The organism is Williamsia sp. CHRR-6 (genome assembly GCF_018474015.1).
Lineage (GTDB): Bacteria > Actinomycetota > Actinomycetes > Mycobacteriales > Mycobacteriaceae > Williamsia_A.
Window position 1 is genome coordinate 1,031,372 of sequence record NZ_JAHCSG010000001.1, and the last position, 15,006, is coordinate 1,046,377.

Here is a 15,006-nt window from a genome sequence, read left to right on the forward strand (position 1 = left end):
GAGACCAGGAGAGACATCCATGACCGAGTATTCGGCAGTCACCATCACCAAGGGCAACGGCGGCTGGGGCGGTCCACTGACCGTGACCCCCACCGCAGACAAGCCGCTGATCTATTCGGTGACCGGCGGCGGCATCCATCCGGTGGCCCAGCGCATCGCCGAGCTGACCGGCGGCGAGACCTTCGACGGCTTCAAGAGTTCCGCGCCGTTCGACAAGCTGGCGGTGGCCGTCATCGACTGCGGCGGCACCGCCCGCATCGGGGTGTATCCGATGAAAGGTGTGCTCACAGTTGACGTGCACGCCACCACGCCGGCCGGGCCACTCGCATCGTTCATCACCGAGGCCAACTTCGTCTCCGGGGTGGGACCCGACCAGGTGACGGCGGCCGGGCAGTGACGGCCACAACACCGATGCCCGACATCGAACCGGTGACCGACACCCCCACCCACACCCCCGCCGACAACACGGTGCGCTACGACACCGCCGTCACCCGCGTGGGCTCTATGGTGGCCGACTTCGTCGAGCAGAAGATCCTCATCTTCTTCGGCGAGGGCGCACCCGAAGAGCTGCACGACATCTCGGTGCTGCACCAGCCGGTGGTCAACGTCGGTGGCATCCAGACCGGTGACGTGCTGCTGCTCGACGAGCACGAGTTCGAAGTCCTCGCGGTGGGGGCGGTGGCCAACGACAACCTGGTCAACCTCGGCCACATCGACCTCAAGTTCAACGGTAAGACCTCCGCCGGACTCCCCGGCGACGTCTGCCTGCCCGACGTGGTGCCGCCCCTGCTGATCCCCGGCAGCCGGTTCCGGATCGTCAGCGCAGCAGCACATTCGGCAACTGTCAGTCAGGAGCAGTGATGAGCTACACCCAACGACTTCTCGAACGTCAGGCCGCCCTGGGTCACCCGGTGCGGGTGGGGCTGGTGGGGGCCGGTCAGATGGGCCTGGGGTTCATCGCCCAGGTGGGCCGCATCGACGGCATGACCATCGCAGCCGTGGCCGACGTGATTCCCGGACGCGCCGCCCAAGCGCTGCACAAGGCCGGCGAAAGTCCGGTGACCGCAACCGATCTCGACGAGCTCTCGGCGGCCATCGACGCCGGCACACCGGTGGCGGTCACCGACGCGGCGCTGCTCACGCGGCTGCCCGTGGAGATCATCGTCGACGCCAGCGGTGTACCCGAGGTGGGCGCACAGGTGGCCTTCGCCGGCCTGCTGGCCGGCAAAGACGTGGCCCTGCTCAACGTGGAGTGCGACGTCACCATCGGCTACGTGCTCTCGGCCATCGCCAAGCAGTGCGGGCAGGTCTACACCGTCTGCCGTGGCGACGAGCCGGCCGAGGCCAAACGACTGGTCGACTTCGCCCGCGATCTCGCGTTCGAGGTGGTGTGTGCAGGCAAGGGCAAGAACAACCCCCTCAACCCGCACGCCACCCCCGCCGACCTCGCCGACGAGGCCGCGGCCAAACACATGAACCCGAAGATGTTGGCCAGCTTCGTCGATGGGTCCAAGGCGATGATCGAGATGGCGTCGCTGGCCAACACCACCGGCCTGCAGGTCAGCACCCGCGGCATGTACGGCCCGGCCTCGACGGTGCAGACACTGTCACAGACGTTCCGGCCCGTCGCCGAGGGCGGCGTGTTGGATCGACCGGGCGTGGTGGACTACTGCACCGGCCCGGTGGCGCCGGGGGTGTTCGTGGTCATCAAGTCCGATGATCCGATCGTGGCCTCGGAGATGACGTACCTGAAGATGGGCGACGGGCCCTACTTCACGCTGTACCGGCCGTATCACCTCGCCAGCATCGAGGCACCGCTGTCGGTGGCCGAGGCGGTGATCGACCGGGTGCCGTCGCTGGCCCCCACCCACTGGAACGCCGAGGTGGTCGCCGGGGCCAAACGTGCACTGTCGGTGGGCGACACCCTCGACGGGATCGGCGGCACCAGCGTGTACGGGGTCATCGAGTCGGCCGAAACGGTGCGTGCCGAGAACCTGGTGCCGCTGGGGTTGCTCGACGGCGCCCGCGTCATCCGCGATGTGCCCATCGACGCGATCATCACCGCTGAGGACATCGAGTTGCGTCCCGGCACCACCATCGAAGCCCTTCGTCTGCTGCAGGATCGGATGCTGGCCGGTGAGCGGCTACCCGAGTCCATCGGAGCTGTGGCCCATGTCGCTTGAGTCCGCGTCCCGCGAATCAGTGCTCGAGACAACCACTCTCGTTGCCGGTGACACAGAGCTGGCCCGCGACGCGTTGCACACGATGTGGCGTATCCGCCGGTTCGAGGAGGCGGTGGACGATCTGTTCGCCCGCGGTCTGATGCACGGCACGATGCATCTGTCCATCGGTCAGGAAGCGGTGCCCACCGGGGCGTGTCTGGCGTTGACCGACGACGATCTGATCACCTCCACCCACCGTGGGCACGGGCACTGCATCGCCAAAGGTGCTGACCTGACACGGATGATGGCCGAATTGCTGGCCAAGGAGACCGGGTACTGCCGGGGCCGGGGCGGGTCGATGCACATCGCCGACGTGGCCACCGGCAACCTCGGCGCCAACGGCATCGTGGGCGGCGGCATCCCGATCGCGGCGGGTGCCGCCCTGGCCCAACAGATGCGGGGCACCGCGAACGTGGTGGTCAGCTTCTTCGGCGACGGCGCCACCAACGAGGGCGCTTTTCACGAGGGCCTCAACCTGGCCGCCGTATGGGATCTGCCGGTGGTTTTCATCTGTGAGAACAACAAATACGGCATGTCGATGTCGACCAGTCGGTCGATGAACGTTGCGCGCGTGAGTGATCGGGCCGCCGCCTACGGGATGCCGGGGGTGACGGTGGACGGCAACAGCGTGCAAGAGGTGTACGACGCGGTGGCCGCCGCGGTGGTCCGTGCCCGTGCCGGGGCCGGACCCACCCTGGTGGAGGCCGAAACCTATAGATACAAGGGTCATTCCAAGAGTGACCAGAACCTGTACCGCACCCGCGAGGAGATAGACGCCTGGCGGGAGCGGGATCCGATCACCCGGTTCATCGACGAGATACGCGCGGCCGGATCGCTCACCGATGCTGACACCGATTCCATCGCCGCCGCCGCGCGCGACGAGATCCGCGCCGCCATCGCCGCAGCGAACGAGGCCCCGCCGTCACGGTCGGACGAGTTGCTCTCCGGGGTGTTCCGCAGCGCAGACGACGCTGCAGAAGTGGAGGTTTCGAGATGACCACGACAATTGCCGCGCCCGCCCCCAGCACGGCCAAGACCACCGACATGACCTACTCCGATGCCGTTCGGGAGGCGCTGAGCCTGGCCATGGAGGCCGACGAACGAGTCTTCATCCTCGGCGAGGACATCGGCGTGTATGGCGGTGCGTTCGGGGTGACCAAGGGGATGCTGGATCGCTTCGGGCCGCAACGCGTGCGTGACACCCCCATCTCCGAGCTGGGCATCGTCGGCGCCGCCGTGGGCGCGGCGATGGTGGGGATGCGCCCGGTGGTAGAGATCCAGTTCTCCGACTTCACCAACCAGGCGATGGACCAGATCGTCAACCAGGCCGCCAAGATCCACTTCATGCTGGGTGGGGCGGCGCATGTGCCGATGGTGCTGCGCGCCCCATCCGGGTCGGGAACCGGTGCTGCAGCACAGCATTCGCAGAGCCTGGAAGCGTGGTTTGCTCACGTCCCGGGACTGAAGGTGGTGCTGCCCGCGACCGCGGCCGACGCCAAGGGTTTGCTGCTGGCCGCGATCGACGACCCCAACCCGGTGATCGTGCTGGAACACAAGCTGCTCTACCGGACCACCGGCTCGGTACCGGTCGGCAATGCCCGGGTGCCGTTGGGAAAGGCGAATGTGGCCTGCCGTGGTGACGATGTGACCATCGTGGCCACCGGGGTGATGGTGTCCCGGGCGCTGGCTGCCGCAGAGGTGTTGCGGGAGAGTGGGATCGGGGTGACGGTGGTCGATCCGCGCACCCTGGTGCCGCTGGACGAGCAGACCATCCTCGAGGAGGTGAAGGCCACCGGCCGGGTGCTACTGGTGCAGGAGGCCCCCCGCAACGGCGGCTTCATGAGCGAGATCGCCGCGCGGATCGCGGGATCCGATGCGATCTATCACCTGCTGGCGCCCATCGAGCGGCTCTGCGGGTTGGATGCCCCCATCCCGTATGCGCCGGAGTTGGAGAAGGCCAGCGTCCCGCAGATCGACGACATCGTGGCCGGGGCCAAGGCACTGATGGAGAACAGCTATGCGTGAGGTTCCCCTGGTGATGCCCAAGATGTCGATGACCATGACCGAGGGCACGTTTTTGTTGTGGCGCAAGCAGACCGGCGACACCGTCCGCAACGGGGATGTGGTGTGCGAGGTGGCCAGCGACAAGGTGGACATGGAGGTGGAATCACCGGTCGACGGGACTCTGGGGCGGCTGGTCGCTGAACCTGATGACGTGATCGCCGTGGGAGAGCCGTTGGCCTACATCAGCACCGACTCCGACGACCTGCTGGGTGGGCTGTTCGACGCCGAGCCGACCACCGAGACCACACCGGCCGCGGCCGATGTGGGTGTGCTGGAGCCGGCAGGGGTGGCAGCAGGCGCTACGGCCGCGGTGCCCCGGGCCACCCCGCCGTCCCGACGCGGACCGCAGCCCGCGGTGCCGTTCGCCCGGCGTCGCGCCAGTGAGCTACAACTGGATCTGCGGACCGTGATCGGTTCCGGGCCAGGCGGTGTGGTCACGGTGAGTGACGTGGAGACCGCAGCGCAGACCCGCACCGCTGCCACGGCACCCACCGCCGCGCCTGTTCTGGCGCCCACCGAGGCGTCCACGCCAGCGCCCACCGAGGCGTCCACGCCAGCGCCCACCGAGGCGTCCACGCCAGCGCCCACCGAGGCGGCGACCAGCCCGTTCGGTCCCACCGAGGTGGTCGCGTTGAGTCGCATCGCGCGGGTGGCCGGTCCGGCCCTCACCCGCTCGTGGACCACCATTCCCCATGTCACCCATCACGATTCGGCGGACATCACCGAACTCGACGCGTTCCGGCGGGAGATCGACGCTGGCACCGACGGCCATCGGGTGACACTGCTGGCGTTCATCATGGTGGCGGTGGCGCGCGCCCTGCGGGAGTACCCACGGGTGAACAGTTCGCTGTCGGCCGACGAGAAGTCGTTGGTGCTCAAACGGTTCTGCCGACTGGGGGTGGCCGTCGACACCGACGACGGGCTGGTGGTGCCGGTGATCGGCGACGCCGACCGCAAAGGCGTGCTAGAGCTCAGCGGCGACCTGACGGATGTGTCGACACGGGCCCGAGCGGGCACGCTGACCGGCGACGACCTGTCCGGGGCCACGTTCACCATCTCCAGTCTGGGCGGTATCGGCGGCACCGGGTTCACCCCCATCGTCAACGGGTCCGAGGTGGCCATCCTCGGGGTGTCGCGCGCAGCCATGCAGCCGGTGTGGGACGGGTCGCAGTTCGTGCCGCGGTTGATGCTGCCGTTGAGCCTGTCCTACGACCATCGGGTGATCGATGGGGCGTTGGCGGCACGGTTCACCGCGCATCTGGCGCGTTCCCTCGGTGATGCCCGCCGCCTGGTCCTGTGACGACGATGGCGACGCGTCCGGGCAGGTCACACGGCCGGGTAGGCTCGTGCGATGGCATTCCTGCGACAGCGACGCGGCAGCGTCGGGGTGGTGTTGGCCGCCGGCAAGGGCACCCGGGTGGGTCGCGACACCAACAAGGCCTACATTTCGTTGGCGGGTCGTCGGATGGTGTCGTGGAGTCTGCACGCCCTGGCCGCCGTACCGGAGTTGAGCCGACTGCTGTTGGTGGTGCGCGAAGCCGAGCTGGAGCGTGCCCGATCAATCGTCGAACGCGAATGCCCCGATCTCGGGGTGGAGCTGGTGGTGGGCGGCGCCACCCGGCATCAGTCGGAGTTGGCTGCGCTGCAGCATATCTCCGACGACATCGCGTCGGGCCGGGCGGACATCGTGCTGATCCACGACGGTGCCCGTCCGCTGGCGGGCACCGAGATGATGCGGGCGGCGCTGTCGGTTGCTCGCGAATTCGGTGGTGCCATACCGGCGTTGGAAGTCAGTGGGCTGGTGGCGGTGAACGACGAGGGCGCGGTGGTGCCGGTCAGTGGCGGCGAGGCGGTGGTGCGGGTGCAGACCCCGCAGGCGTTTCGAGCGCCGGAGTTGTTGCGCGCCTACCTGGCTGCCGACGCGGCCGGCTTCGAAGGCACCGACACCTCATCGTGCATGGAGAACTTCTCCGACACCGAGATCCGCACTTTCGCCGGCCACGAACGAAACCTCAAGGTGACCTACGCCCACGACGTGTTCTTGGCCGAGAAGCTGCTGGCCATGCACCACTACCGTTTGTAGCGAGGCTGTTTCGCCGTCAGGAGGATGACCGTGGACGGGCGTGAGACCGCGGTGCTGCAGTGCGATCACTGTGGTGTAGAAGCCGACCACGTCCTGCAGTATGCGGGTCGACTGCTTGCGTCCACCGAATGCTCGAACTGCGGATTCACCTGGCACCGAGGTGAAGCCGACCTGCGTGAGGAGTACGTGAAGGATCTGCTGTCGCGGGTGTGGACCAAGCCGGCACGCTGGCAGCGCCGACTGCGACGGCGGCCGGTGAGCACACTGCTGGAACTACCCGCGGCCATCGCCACCCAGCCCCTGAAGTTTGTCCGGGAGTTCGTGGCTGTGCTGCGGCGGTGATCGTCGAGTCGGCTGCCCCCGGGCACCAGCGAAGGTTGGGATCAGTGGATGTCGAGCCGGCGAGCGAGTTCCGCGCCACCGACCTCTCGGATGAAGGCAGGGTCACCGCAGACCACCAGTTGCTCGCGCGCGCGGGACAATCCGACGTAGAGACGTTCTCTGGCGCGATCGTCGGCGGCGGTCTGGTTGAGGGCCAGCACCACCACATCACGTTCCAGGCCCTTGAAGCCGAGCACGTGGCCGTAGAACACCTGATCGCCGTCCCAGAATGTGTCCCAGTAGGCCGCATTTCCCGCGGCCTGGCGTTCAGTCTGTTCGGGATGTCTACTGCCGGTGGCCAACAACGCGATGTTGATCGGCTGCCACCCTTCATCGAGCAGTGGGTCGATCTGATCGTCGGCCACAGCCAGTGCCTCGGCCGCGTCACACGGCACGAACCGGACGTCGGGCCCGTCGCCTCCGTTGAGTCGCATTCGTTGTCCGATCAGCGGTGAGAACGTCTCGGCGATCTGTCGGGTGTTGCGGATGTTGGCGTCGAGCACCAACGGCACCAACGGAACTGGCGGCGAGCCTTGCCGCTGGAACACCCGTTGTCCCTCATCGCTGAACACGTAGACCCCGCCGTTGTCCGGGTCGCGCAGACACGCCAGCAGGGGGTGCCACCACTGGTCGGCGAAGTCTTGGGCTTCGTCGACGATGATCGCGTCGAACCGGTGTCCCGGCGGCAGGGCCTCAGCCAAGTTCAGCATGGCACTGGGCAATTCGTGCTCCCAGAACCGCACGGTCTCCTCGGTTCGCAGGCTCTCGTCCGGACCGGCTGGGGCACCCCACAGTTTGCCCAACTCGTGGAACTCACCGACGTAGGCGGGCTGCTCACGCCGCGACCATCCGCTGGTGGTGCGACGCAGATACGAGGCCAGGCCATGCGAATAGCAGATCAGCGCCACCCGACGTCCATCGCGGCCGAGGCGACGGGCCTGCTCCATCGCCAGATACGTCTTGCCGCTACCGGCACCGCCGCGCACCTCCACCCGTGGCAGCAGCGCGGCGGCCTGCAGGATCATCACCTGCTGCTCGGACAGCAGGTCGGCAGTTCCAGCGGTCTCCAACGCCCGCGCCACCACATCGTGTTGCGGCAGACCGCGGCCGCCCAATGCCGTGCGTAGCTCCGCGATCCCATCCACGTCCAGCTGCGCTTCGCGATCGGAGCGATTCATCAACGCGTGGTGCAGGATCGAGACGAACTGGTCCAACTGATCGCGGTCGATCACCTTCCACCGCGGGCAGTCGGACACCGCGAAATCGGCTGGCACCGACGAATGCGGAAACACCACCAGGTGCGTCCAGCGCACCCGTCGCCCGGTCCATCGCGGGTCAGACTCGACGAAAGACCTCAGGGCATAACAGGAGCCACGGGCCTGGGCGACGGGGTCAATTCGATGCCGGGTGTCGCCCCGGCCCTGCCACCACCCGGTGCCGTCGTGGGTGATCTCGCCGGCCTTCACCTCCAGACACACGATGCCCGCGCCGGCCATCGCCACCACGAAATCGGCCTCACGGTCCTTGACGTGGTCGGTCACCCGTTGCCCGACGACGATCAGATCATCATCACCGAACTGCTCGATCAGCCTGCGGTAGACCAACTCCTCGGCCGAGTTGGCGAAACGGGGATGGGGCGGAATCGTCTGCGCCATGTCATCACTGTGGCATGTCGGTGGTCTGGAATCGGGCAGATCGCCGATGTGCACCCCACACCTCGCAGAATCCGTGCCGGTCACCACACAGAGGAAGTGCGCGGTTGGGAACCCAGACACTCGGACCGAATCGGACCACGAATGTGTCGAGCCCGCTAGGGTTGCCGGCATCGACACCCACACCGGTTCTCGCGCGCTATGACCGATCGTCTGCCCGAGGGGCTATACGAGTCGGTGGTGAGCCGGCGGCTGCTGCAACGGTTAGCTGCCACCCACTCTGACGCCGAGTTCGAGGCGTTGCGCGACGATGCGGCCACCGTGCTCAGCCGACATATCGCAGAAGCTGCGCTGCGGCACCTCACCGCCGGAACCCCGGAAGAACAACGGGTTCGGGCCAATGAAGTGCTGGCGATGCTCGATTCAGCCGGTCCCGACACCGTGGAACGCGCAGAGGTGTTGCGTGCGATACGCGCGGCCGATCACGCGGCACCGCCACGACCACAGACCCCGCTGGCCGATGTCACCCTGCTGACGAATGCACGGGGCGAGCCGAACATGGCTGGGGAGGTGGCGAAGGAACTCGCCAGCGCCGATCACGTCGACCTGCTGTGCGCCTTCATCCGATTCGCCGGCATCACCGTCCTCGACTCGCAATTGCGGCGCCTGCGCGATCGGGGAATCACACTGCGGGTGCTGACCACCACGTATCGAGGTGCCACCGAACGCCGCGCCCTCGACGCCCTCGTCGACATCTATGGCGCGCAGGTCAAGATCCGGTACGAAACCGCTTCGACCAAGCTGCACGCCAAAGCGTGGCTGTTCCGGCGGGACAGCGGATTTCACACCGGATATGTGGGTAGCTCCAACCTGTCGCGTTCGGCCATGGTGGACGGCCTGGAGTGGAACGTCCGCATCTCCGGCATCGCCACACCCACGCTGATCCGCAAGTTCGAAGCGACCTTTGACACCTACTGGAACGATCCAGCTTTTGTCGACTACAACCCCGCGGCCGACGCGCCCCGACTGGACCGGGCGCTGCACGAAGCCGGGGGTAGCGGGTCGGGGCGGGAAACGCTGACGCTCTCAGGGCTCGATGTGATGCCGTTTCCCCACCAGGAACGCATCCTCGAAACCCTGGCGGCACAACGTGCAGTACACGATAGTCACGCCAACCTTGTGGTCGCAGCCACGGGAACCGGCAAGACAGTGGTTGCGGCGTTGGACTTTCGCGCGCTCGCTGACGGCAATCCGGCGTCACTGTCGCTGCTGTTCGTGGCCCACCGTAGGGAGATTCTCGAGCAGTCGCTACGGATGTACCGGGAAGTACTGGGCGAGGGCACCTTTGGTGAGCTACTGGTGGATGGGCAGCGACCGTCGTCGTGGCGGCACGTGTTCGCCAGCATTCAGTCGCTGACGCCTGCAGTCCTGGAAAGCATTGCCGCCGAGCAGTTTGATGTGGTGGTCATCGACGAATTCCACCATGCGGCCGCGCGTACCTACCGGCGCCTGCTGAATCACCTGCAGCCACGCGAGTTGCTGGGGCTAACGGCAACCCCGGAGCGGGCCGATGGCACCGACATCCTGGGCTGGTTTGGTGGACGCACCGCCTACGAACTGCGGCTGTGGGATGCGTTGGAACAGGACCTGTTGTGCCCGTTCCACTATTTCGGCGTGGCCGACAACACCGACCTGACAGCGGTTGCCTGGTCGCGCGGCGACTACGTGGCATCGGCGTTGTCGGAGGTCTACACCGGCAACGATGCGCGGGTGCGAATGATCCTCAAAGCGTTGCAGGACCGAGTGGCTGATGTGTCGCGGATGCGAGCCCTGGGGTTTTGCGTCTCGGTGAAGCACGCCGAGTTCATGGCCGATGCCTTCACTCGGCAAGGGGTGGAATCGCGGGCAGTCACCGGTGACACCCCGTCCGACGAGCGCGCCGCTGCTCTTGCGATGCTGCGCGAAGGCTCGGTGCAATGCCTGTTCGCCGTCGATGTGTTCAACGAGGGCTTGGACATTCCCTCGGTGGACACGTTGTTGCTGCTGCGCCCCACCCAAAGCCCCACCATCTTTCTGCAGCAGTTGGGTCGTGGCCTACGCCGCAGCCGAGGCAAGGCTGTGGTGACGGTGCTCGATTTCATCGGCATGCAGCGCGCCGAGTTCAGATTCGACGCAAAGTTTCTGGCGCTTAGTGGATCCACCCCCGACCGGCTGGCCGCCGATATCGCCGACGAGTTTCCCTACCTGCCTGGGGGAAGTCGGATTGTGCTGGACCGGGTTGCGCAAGAGACAGTGCTGGGCAACCTGCGCACCGTGCTGCGCAAGCCCACCCGCAAGCAACTGGTGCAGCAGATCCGCTCGCTCCAACCCGACTCTCTTGCTACGTATCTCGCGGCGACGGGCACGTCACTGGTGGATGTTTATTGCGGTTCTGGAACGCGGGCGTGGACTCCCCTGCTGCGTGACGCCGGACTCCCCACGCCCCCGGAAGGCCCGGCGGAAAGCGAACTACTGGCACGGATGCGGGCGTTCACCCATATCGATGACCACCATCGGGCAGCGGCTTATCTGCGGTTGATGGGATCGACAAGCACCCCCTACGAGCAGCTTTCGGCAGTCGAGCAGGCGTTGGCACGGATGCTGATCTACCTGGTGTGGCCAGACCGCGGCGGTTTCGCCGATTGGGACAGCGCGCTACGACGGCTTCGCGCGCACCCGGCGATCGTTGGAGAGGCGAAACAGATCGTCGACGTGACGCTCGCCGGTGTGCGGCACATTCCCGAGACACTGCCCGGTATCGCGGGGCTAGCCACCCACGCCCACTATCGGCGCGAGGAAGTGTTGGCCGCCATCGGTTTTGCCGATCTGGACCGTAAGGCCCGGGGGCAGGCTGGTGGAGTGACGTGGAGTCCAGATGGGTCGGTGGCAGCCCTGTTCGTCAACTTCCACAAGGCTGTAGGCGAGTTCACCCCGTCGACGATGTACCGCGACTTCCCCATCAGCCGAGAGTTGTTCCACTGGGAGTCACCCAACACCACCACCCCAGACTCGGAGACGGGTCAACGTTACGTTCGTCAACGCGAAACCGGCAGGACTGTGCTGCTTTTCGTTCGTGACCGGCCGACCGGACCCATGGGCGCCAACCCGTTCCTCTGCCTGGGACCTGTCGACTATGTGAGTCACGAAGGCGAACGCCCCATCGCCATCACCTGGAAACTCCAGCGCCCCATGCCTGCCGATACGTTCGCCAGCGGCTCGGTCATCGCAAGCTGAATCGCGGCCGCTGCGGGCACCCTGTACATCCGATACGTTATGCTGCGACCGTACACGCGTGGGGAGCCAGAGAAGCAAGCGATGACCGACGTAAATTCGCTCGAACCAACCCCGCCGGATGAGCAACCCGACGAGGAGGATGCGCGGACTGCGCGTCGCAACGCGCGGATCGACTTCTGGTTTTCGTCGGTGGCCTGGGGCACGCTAGTTGCCTACCTGACCATCAGCGGGATTCTCATCGTTGTCTTCGTGCGCCAGAACCTGGCCGATCACGCCTCGGCCGGAGAGATGGGCACATCCATATTGGCCGCGTTTCTATGGGCACTTCTGGGACTGATCGGCACCTGCTACTTCTCGATTCCGTTGGCTACGTTGGTTGTTGCCGCTGTCCGGGGGGCACGACGGAAGCTACGAAAATCCAGCGTCGAAGCCGACCCGGCCGATACCCGGACGACATGACGACAGACCTGCAGCCCGATTCGACTGGTTGGGCGTTAGCCACGTGGGTGGGCATCCTCGCCGGTGTCGCGTCGTCGCTGGTCTTTCTGACAATCGAGTTCCCACCGTGGTTGGGCGTTACCGCATCCGACCGCCTGTGGACGGGATTGGCGGGGCTGAGCATGATGGCCTGCAGCTATCTGGTCACCCGGTCACGTCGTGAACGCACCCGGCGGTGCGGAATCTCGGCGTGCGTGTTCATCGGGGTGGCCACAGCCTTGTTCGTGGTGGCGCCGCGGTGACCACTGACGGTCGGGGCACCTGGTTCGGGCCGGCCAGTATTCCGTGCGCCGCCTTCAGTTTTGGACTCATCACTCTCGCCACGATCACCGACCTCGGAAACCTAGGCGTGATACTCCTGCTGAATCTCGCGATTCTCGCTCTGGCGTTGTCGTACTTTCGTGGGCGGCCTCGGCACGCCGGTATCGGATTGTTCGCCGGGTTCGCCACCTTGCCAATCGGTTCGGCCGCCTACCTCGCGGTCATCGCGATCGCGCAGCTCATTTCGTAGCCTTGATCCAAATGCGCTCAGCCAGAGGCTGTTCCAGCGATCGCCGGTAGCGCGGTCGCTGCTGTCGACCGGATGGTGATGTCGCAGACCTCAGACAGTTCGGTCTCCTGCGGGTTGATCTCGATGACTGTGGCGCCGGCGTCACGCGCAGTGTGCGCCAAGCCCGCCGCCGGATACACCACTCCAGATGTCCCGACCAGCACAAACACATCGCACCCGGTCGCGCGGGCAGTCGCCTCGGCGAACGCATTGTGCGGCAACTCTTCCCCAAACCACACGACCCCCGGGCGCACCTGACCCCCGCACTCGCACTCCGGCGGCGTGAGCCGATCACCGTCGGGGTCGATGACGGCCACCGAATGCGGGCGTTCACACATGTCACACCGGCATGCGAACAGGCTGCCGTGCAGATGAATGACATCGCTGCTGCCCGCACGCTCATGCAGATCGTCGACATTCTGGGTCACCACCCCGACATCAGCGCGAGATGCCCAGCGCGCCAACGCATGATGGCCGGCATTCGGCTGCACCGCCTGCACCAGCGCCCGCCGACGCTGGTACCACGCCCACACCAGTGCCGGGTCCGCCTCCCACGCCTCCGGTGTCGCGACGGTCATCGGGTCGTACTTGGCCCACACACCGGTCGCCACGTCACGAAACGTCGGCACCCCACTTTCGGCCGACATACCTGCCCCGGTCAGCACCGTCACCACGTCTGCTGCGCGAACCGCCTCGACAGCGGCGGCGATCGCAGCATCAGTCATCCCCTCATTGTGACCACTCTGAGGCGATTTGGACAGCGCTCACGCTGACCAAGATACTTCGCCGCGCGTACGGTATCCTCAGCCGCCAGGACAGTTGACCGAGGAGGGGCGATGTCTGATCTGACCGTCACTCCGGCGGAGGTCACCAGCGCGTCGCAGGGCATTCGTAGTGCCGCTGACACGCTGGACGACCGGGTTCGGGCGTTGACCACACGTGTGGAGGCACTGCTCAACGGCGGGTGGAAGGGGCAAGCGGCCGATGCCTTCCGCCGCGACTGGCAGCAGTGGCTGCACGGCGCAAAGGACGTTGTCGGCGGTCTTGATTCGATGGCCGCGCTGCTCGCGTCGAACGCCCGACAGCATGACCTCCAGCGCGCGTTCGGTTCACGCTGCCCTCACCTCACTCACCGGAAAGCTGGGCGCCTCGTCAGGGATGGGCGGATCAGACAACGCCGGCACCGAATGGGCACACAGCTATGACGAGGGTGCCCGCGCCGCACTTGATGCTGCCGCCTCGGCAGTCGGGGCGATAGGTAACATCGCCACCCGCCTCCACGCCACCGGCGAGAACCACGCCCACGCCGACGCATCATCGGTGATCGGCGGGGGCGGGGACGCCTCTGTCGGCGCGGCACCCACTCCCCCAACACTTTCCACACCCACGGTGCCCTCGGCAGCCGGCGGCAGCGGCGGCGGACCGCCCGGCTGGTCGCTGGTCGAAGGTCTGGTCGGATACCTGTGGCCCAACGGTCACCAGGACCGCCTGCACGCAGCCGCCCAAGCCGTCTCAGCACAGCAAAGCCCAGAGGTCGCACCCGCCGCGCAAGCATGCACCGACGCCGGATCCCACCTCCGCGACCTGGCGTCAGTCTTCACCGACCTCGGCTCGTCGTGCGCGCAGTACGCCGCCCACCTCGACCAGGCCCACCACGACATCATCCACGAACTCGAAGTGCTGCTCGCACAAACAGTCGCCATCGAGACTGTGAGCGCACTCGTCGGCGTCTTCACCGCCGGCACAGGAGAACTCGCCGGACAGGCAGTAGAGGCTGGACGCCTCGCCGCCGCCGCTGCCAAGATCCGCAGGATCATCGAGGCACTCATCGAAACTGCGCGCGCCGTAGCAGCATCGATAGGACGAGTCGCAGGCAGAGCCAGCGAACTACTCAGCAAGCTCAAGCCGATGGAAGAGGCTGCTGTTAAGCGGGTGGGTGCCGCGACGGAAGCCGAGGGAGCGTCAGCTTCCAAGGCGTACGAATACAACATGATCGAGAACCCCGGTCCTCTGGCGGACGCGCGCTTCGGCGACCGTCCCCAAGCTGCAAACTTCGCAGGCGGTCGCTCAACGCAGAAACGCTCGAATCACCCAAGACGCTCTACCGCGGGGGTGATGCGAACCAACCGTTCGGCCGGTGGTTCACTGACGAGCCTGCACAATCGGCCGCCCAAGTGCGCATCGACACCGCCGTCAAACCGGTGTGGACCGATGCGGCGACTGGCGCTTATGAGGGAGCGTCGCCGGTGAATACGGTGTACGAGATCGAAATGCCAGCGGGCA

The 15,006-nt window shown here is 66.3% G+C and carries 16 protein-coding genes; 14 read left to right on the forward strand and 2 right to left on the reverse strand.

What is annotated here, in order from left to right; genetic code table 11:
- Positions 1 to 19 precede the first annotated feature (19 nt).
- Genes KIK15_RS04575 through KIK15_RS04610 form a run of 8 tightly spaced genes read left to right on the forward strand, consistent with a single transcriptional unit; the run spans position 20 to position 6,711 of the window.
- Positions 20 to 397, forward strand: a complete 378-nt coding sequence (locus tag KIK15_RS04575; protein ID WP_214242910.1) for a hypothetical protein — start codon at positions 20 to 22, stop codon at positions 395 to 397.
- Entirely contained in the window at positions 394 to 861 is a 468-nt protein-coding gene (locus tag KIK15_RS04580; protein ID WP_214242911.1) for a PTS glucitol/sorbitol transporter subunit IIA, read from the forward strand. Before KIK15_RS04575 ends, KIK15_RS04580 begins: the two co-directional genes overlap by 4 nt.
- Positions 861 to 2,183, forward strand: a complete 1,323-nt coding sequence (locus tag KIK15_RS04585) for an NAD(P)H-dependent oxidoreductase (protein WP_214242912.1) — start codon at positions 861 to 863, stop codon at positions 2,181 to 2,183. The genes KIK15_RS04580 and KIK15_RS04585 overlap by 1 nt, the downstream gene beginning before the upstream one ends.
- Positions 2,173 to 3,219 carry a thiamine pyrophosphate-dependent dehydrogenase E1 component subunit alpha gene (locus KIK15_RS04590; RefSeq protein WP_214242913.1) on the forward strand — a complete coding sequence of 349 codons (1,047 nt, stop codon included), beginning with the start codon at positions 2,173 to 2,175 and terminating at the stop codon, positions 3,217 to 3,219. Before KIK15_RS04585 ends, KIK15_RS04590 begins: the two co-directional genes overlap by 11 nt.
- Positions 3,216 to 4,247 (forward strand): alpha-ketoacid dehydrogenase subunit beta, encoded by a 1,032-nt coding sequence (locus KIK15_RS04595; protein WP_250323925.1) that lies wholly within the window; start codon positions 3,216 to 3,218, stop codon positions 4,245 to 4,247. Before KIK15_RS04590 ends, KIK15_RS04595 begins: the two co-directional genes overlap by 4 nt.
- Positions 4,240 to 5,586 (forward strand): 2-oxo acid dehydrogenase subunit E2, encoded by a 1,347-nt coding sequence (locus tag KIK15_RS04600; RefSeq protein ID WP_214242914.1) that lies wholly within the window; start codon positions 4,240 to 4,242, stop codon positions 5,584 to 5,586. Before KIK15_RS04595 ends, KIK15_RS04600 begins: the two co-directional genes overlap by 8 nt.
- Positions 5,587 to 5,637: 51 nt before the next feature.
- Entirely contained in the window at positions 5,638 to 6,369 is a 732-nt protein-coding gene (locus KIK15_RS04605) for a 2-C-methyl-D-erythritol 4-phosphate cytidylyltransferase (protein WP_214242915.1), read from the forward strand.
- A gap of 24 nt (positions 6,370 to 6,393) precedes the next feature.
- Complete coding sequence (locus KIK15_RS04610) at positions 6,394 to 6,711, forward strand: hypothetical protein (protein ID WP_214242916.1); 318 nt, start codon at positions 6,394 to 6,396, stop codon at positions 6,709 to 6,711.
- A 41-nt stretch (positions 6,712 to 6,752) separates the two neighbouring features.
- Here the strand turns inward: KIK15_RS04610 and KIK15_RS04615 are convergent, their stop codons facing one another.
- Entirely contained in the window at positions 6,753 to 8,405 is a 1,653-nt protein-coding gene (locus tag KIK15_RS04615; protein ID WP_214242917.1) for an NERD domain-containing protein, read from the reverse strand.
- A 198-nt stretch (positions 8,406 to 8,603) separates the two neighbouring features.
- Between KIK15_RS04615 and KIK15_RS04620 the strand changes: the two genes are divergently transcribed.
- The 4 genes from KIK15_RS04620 (at position 8,604) to KIK15_RS04635 (ending at position 12,684) form a co-directional block, all read left to right on the forward strand.
- Positions 8,604 to 11,675 (forward strand): DUF3427 domain-containing protein, encoded by a 3,072-nt coding sequence (locus KIK15_RS04620; RefSeq protein ID WP_214242918.1) that lies wholly within the window; start codon positions 8,604 to 8,606, stop codon positions 11,673 to 11,675.
- An 81-nt stretch (positions 11,676 to 11,756) separates the two neighbouring features.
- Positions 11,757 to 12,134 carry a hypothetical protein gene (locus tag KIK15_RS04625; RefSeq protein WP_214242919.1) on the forward strand — a complete coding sequence of 126 codons (378 nt, stop codon included), beginning with the start codon at positions 11,757 to 11,759 and terminating at the stop codon, positions 12,132 to 12,134.
- Positions 12,131 to 12,415 carry a hypothetical protein gene (locus tag KIK15_RS04630; RefSeq protein ID WP_214242920.1) on the forward strand — a complete coding sequence of 95 codons (285 nt, stop codon included), beginning with the start codon at positions 12,131 to 12,133 and terminating at the stop codon, positions 12,413 to 12,415. Before KIK15_RS04625 ends, KIK15_RS04630 begins: the two co-directional genes overlap by 4 nt.
- Positions 12,412 to 12,684: a hypothetical protein gene (locus KIK15_RS04635; RefSeq protein ID WP_214242921.1), complete on the forward strand. Its 273-nt coding sequence runs from the start codon at positions 12,412 to 12,414 to the stop codon at positions 12,682 to 12,684. The genes KIK15_RS04630 and KIK15_RS04635 overlap by 4 nt, the downstream gene beginning before the upstream one ends.
- A gap of 17 nt (positions 12,685 to 12,701) precedes the next feature.
- On the opposite strand, the gene KIK15_RS04640 is transcribed toward KIK15_RS04635, so the two are convergent.
- Positions 12,702 to 13,448, reverse strand: coding sequence for an NAD-dependent deacylase (locus KIK15_RS04640; protein WP_214242922.1), 747 nt, complete (start codon positions 13,446 to 13,448; stop codon positions 12,702 to 12,704).
- A gap of 111 nt (positions 13,449 to 13,559) precedes the next feature.
- Between KIK15_RS04640 and KIK15_RS04645 the strand changes: the two genes are divergently transcribed.
- Together KIK15_RS04645 and KIK15_RS04650 are read left to right on the forward strand one after the other, a co-directional pair.
- On the forward strand, positions 13,560 to 13,928 hold the full coding sequence (locus KIK15_RS04645; RefSeq protein WP_214242923.1) for a WXG100 family type VII secretion target: 369 nt from the start codon (positions 13,560 to 13,562) through the stop codon (positions 13,926 to 13,928).
- Positions 13,882 to 14,973 carry a hypothetical protein gene (locus tag KIK15_RS04650; RefSeq protein ID WP_214242924.1) on the forward strand — a complete coding sequence of 364 codons (1,092 nt, stop codon included), beginning with the start codon at positions 13,882 to 13,884 and terminating at the stop codon, positions 14,971 to 14,973. Before KIK15_RS04645 ends, KIK15_RS04650 begins: the two co-directional genes overlap by 47 nt.
- The last annotated feature ends 33 nt before the right edge of the window (positions 14,974 to 15,006 follow it).

What these genes read in the sequence shown, in the direction of transcription:
- KIK15_RS04575 (WP_214242910.1), top strand. Translation starts at nt 20, where the DNA reads ATGACCGAGTATTCGGCAGTCACCATCACCAAGGGCAACGGCGGCTGG.
- KIK15_RS04585 (WP_214242912.1), top strand. Translation starts at nt 861, where the DNA reads ATGAGCTACACCCAACGACTTCTCGAACGTCAGGCCGCCCTGGGTCAC.
- KIK15_RS04590 (WP_214242913.1), top strand. Translation starts at nt 2,173, where the DNA reads ATGTCGCTTGAGTCCGCGTCCCGCGAATCAGTGCTCGAGACAACCACT.
- KIK15_RS04595 (WP_250323925.1), top strand. Translation starts at nt 3,216, where the DNA reads ATGACCACGACAATTGCCGCGCCCGCCCCCAGCACGGCCAAGACCACC.
- KIK15_RS04600 (WP_214242914.1), top strand. Translation starts at nt 4,240, where the DNA reads ATGCGTGAGGTTCCCCTGGTGATGCCCAAGATGTCGATGACCATGACC.
- KIK15_RS04605 (WP_214242915.1), top strand. Translation starts at nt 5,638, where the DNA reads ATGGCATTCCTGCGACAGCGACGCGGCAGCGTCGGGGTGGTGTTGGCC.
- KIK15_RS04610 (WP_214242916.1), top strand. Translation starts at nt 6,394, where the DNA reads ATGACCGTGGACGGGCGTGAGACCGCGGTGCTGCAGTGCGATCACTGT.
- KIK15_RS04615 (WP_214242917.1), bottom strand. Translation starts at nt 8,405, where the DNA reads ATGGCGCAGACGATTCCGCCCCATCCCCGTTTCGCCAACTCGGCCGAG.
- KIK15_RS04620 (WP_214242918.1), top strand. Translation starts at nt 8,604, where the DNA reads ATGACCGATCGTCTGCCCGAGGGGCTATACGAGTCGGTGGTGAGCCGG.
- KIK15_RS04625 (WP_214242919.1), top strand. Translation starts at nt 11,757, where the DNA reads ATGACCGACGTAAATTCGCTCGAACCAACCCCGCCGGATGAGCAACCC.
- KIK15_RS04630 (WP_214242920.1), top strand. Translation starts at nt 12,131, where the DNA reads ATGACGACAGACCTGCAGCCCGATTCGACTGGTTGGGCGTTAGCCACG.
- KIK15_RS04640 (WP_214242922.1), bottom strand. Translation starts at nt 13,448, where the DNA reads ATGACTGATGCTGCGATCGCCGCCGCTGTCGAGGCGGTTCGCGCAGCA.
- KIK15_RS04645 (WP_214242923.1), top strand. Translation starts at nt 13,560, where the DNA reads ATGTCTGATCTGACCGTCACTCCGGCGGAGGTCACCAGCGCGTCGCAG.
- KIK15_RS04650 (WP_214242924.1), top strand. Translation starts at nt 13,882, where the DNA reads ATGGGCGGATCAGACAACGCCGGCACCGAATGGGCACACAGCTATGAC.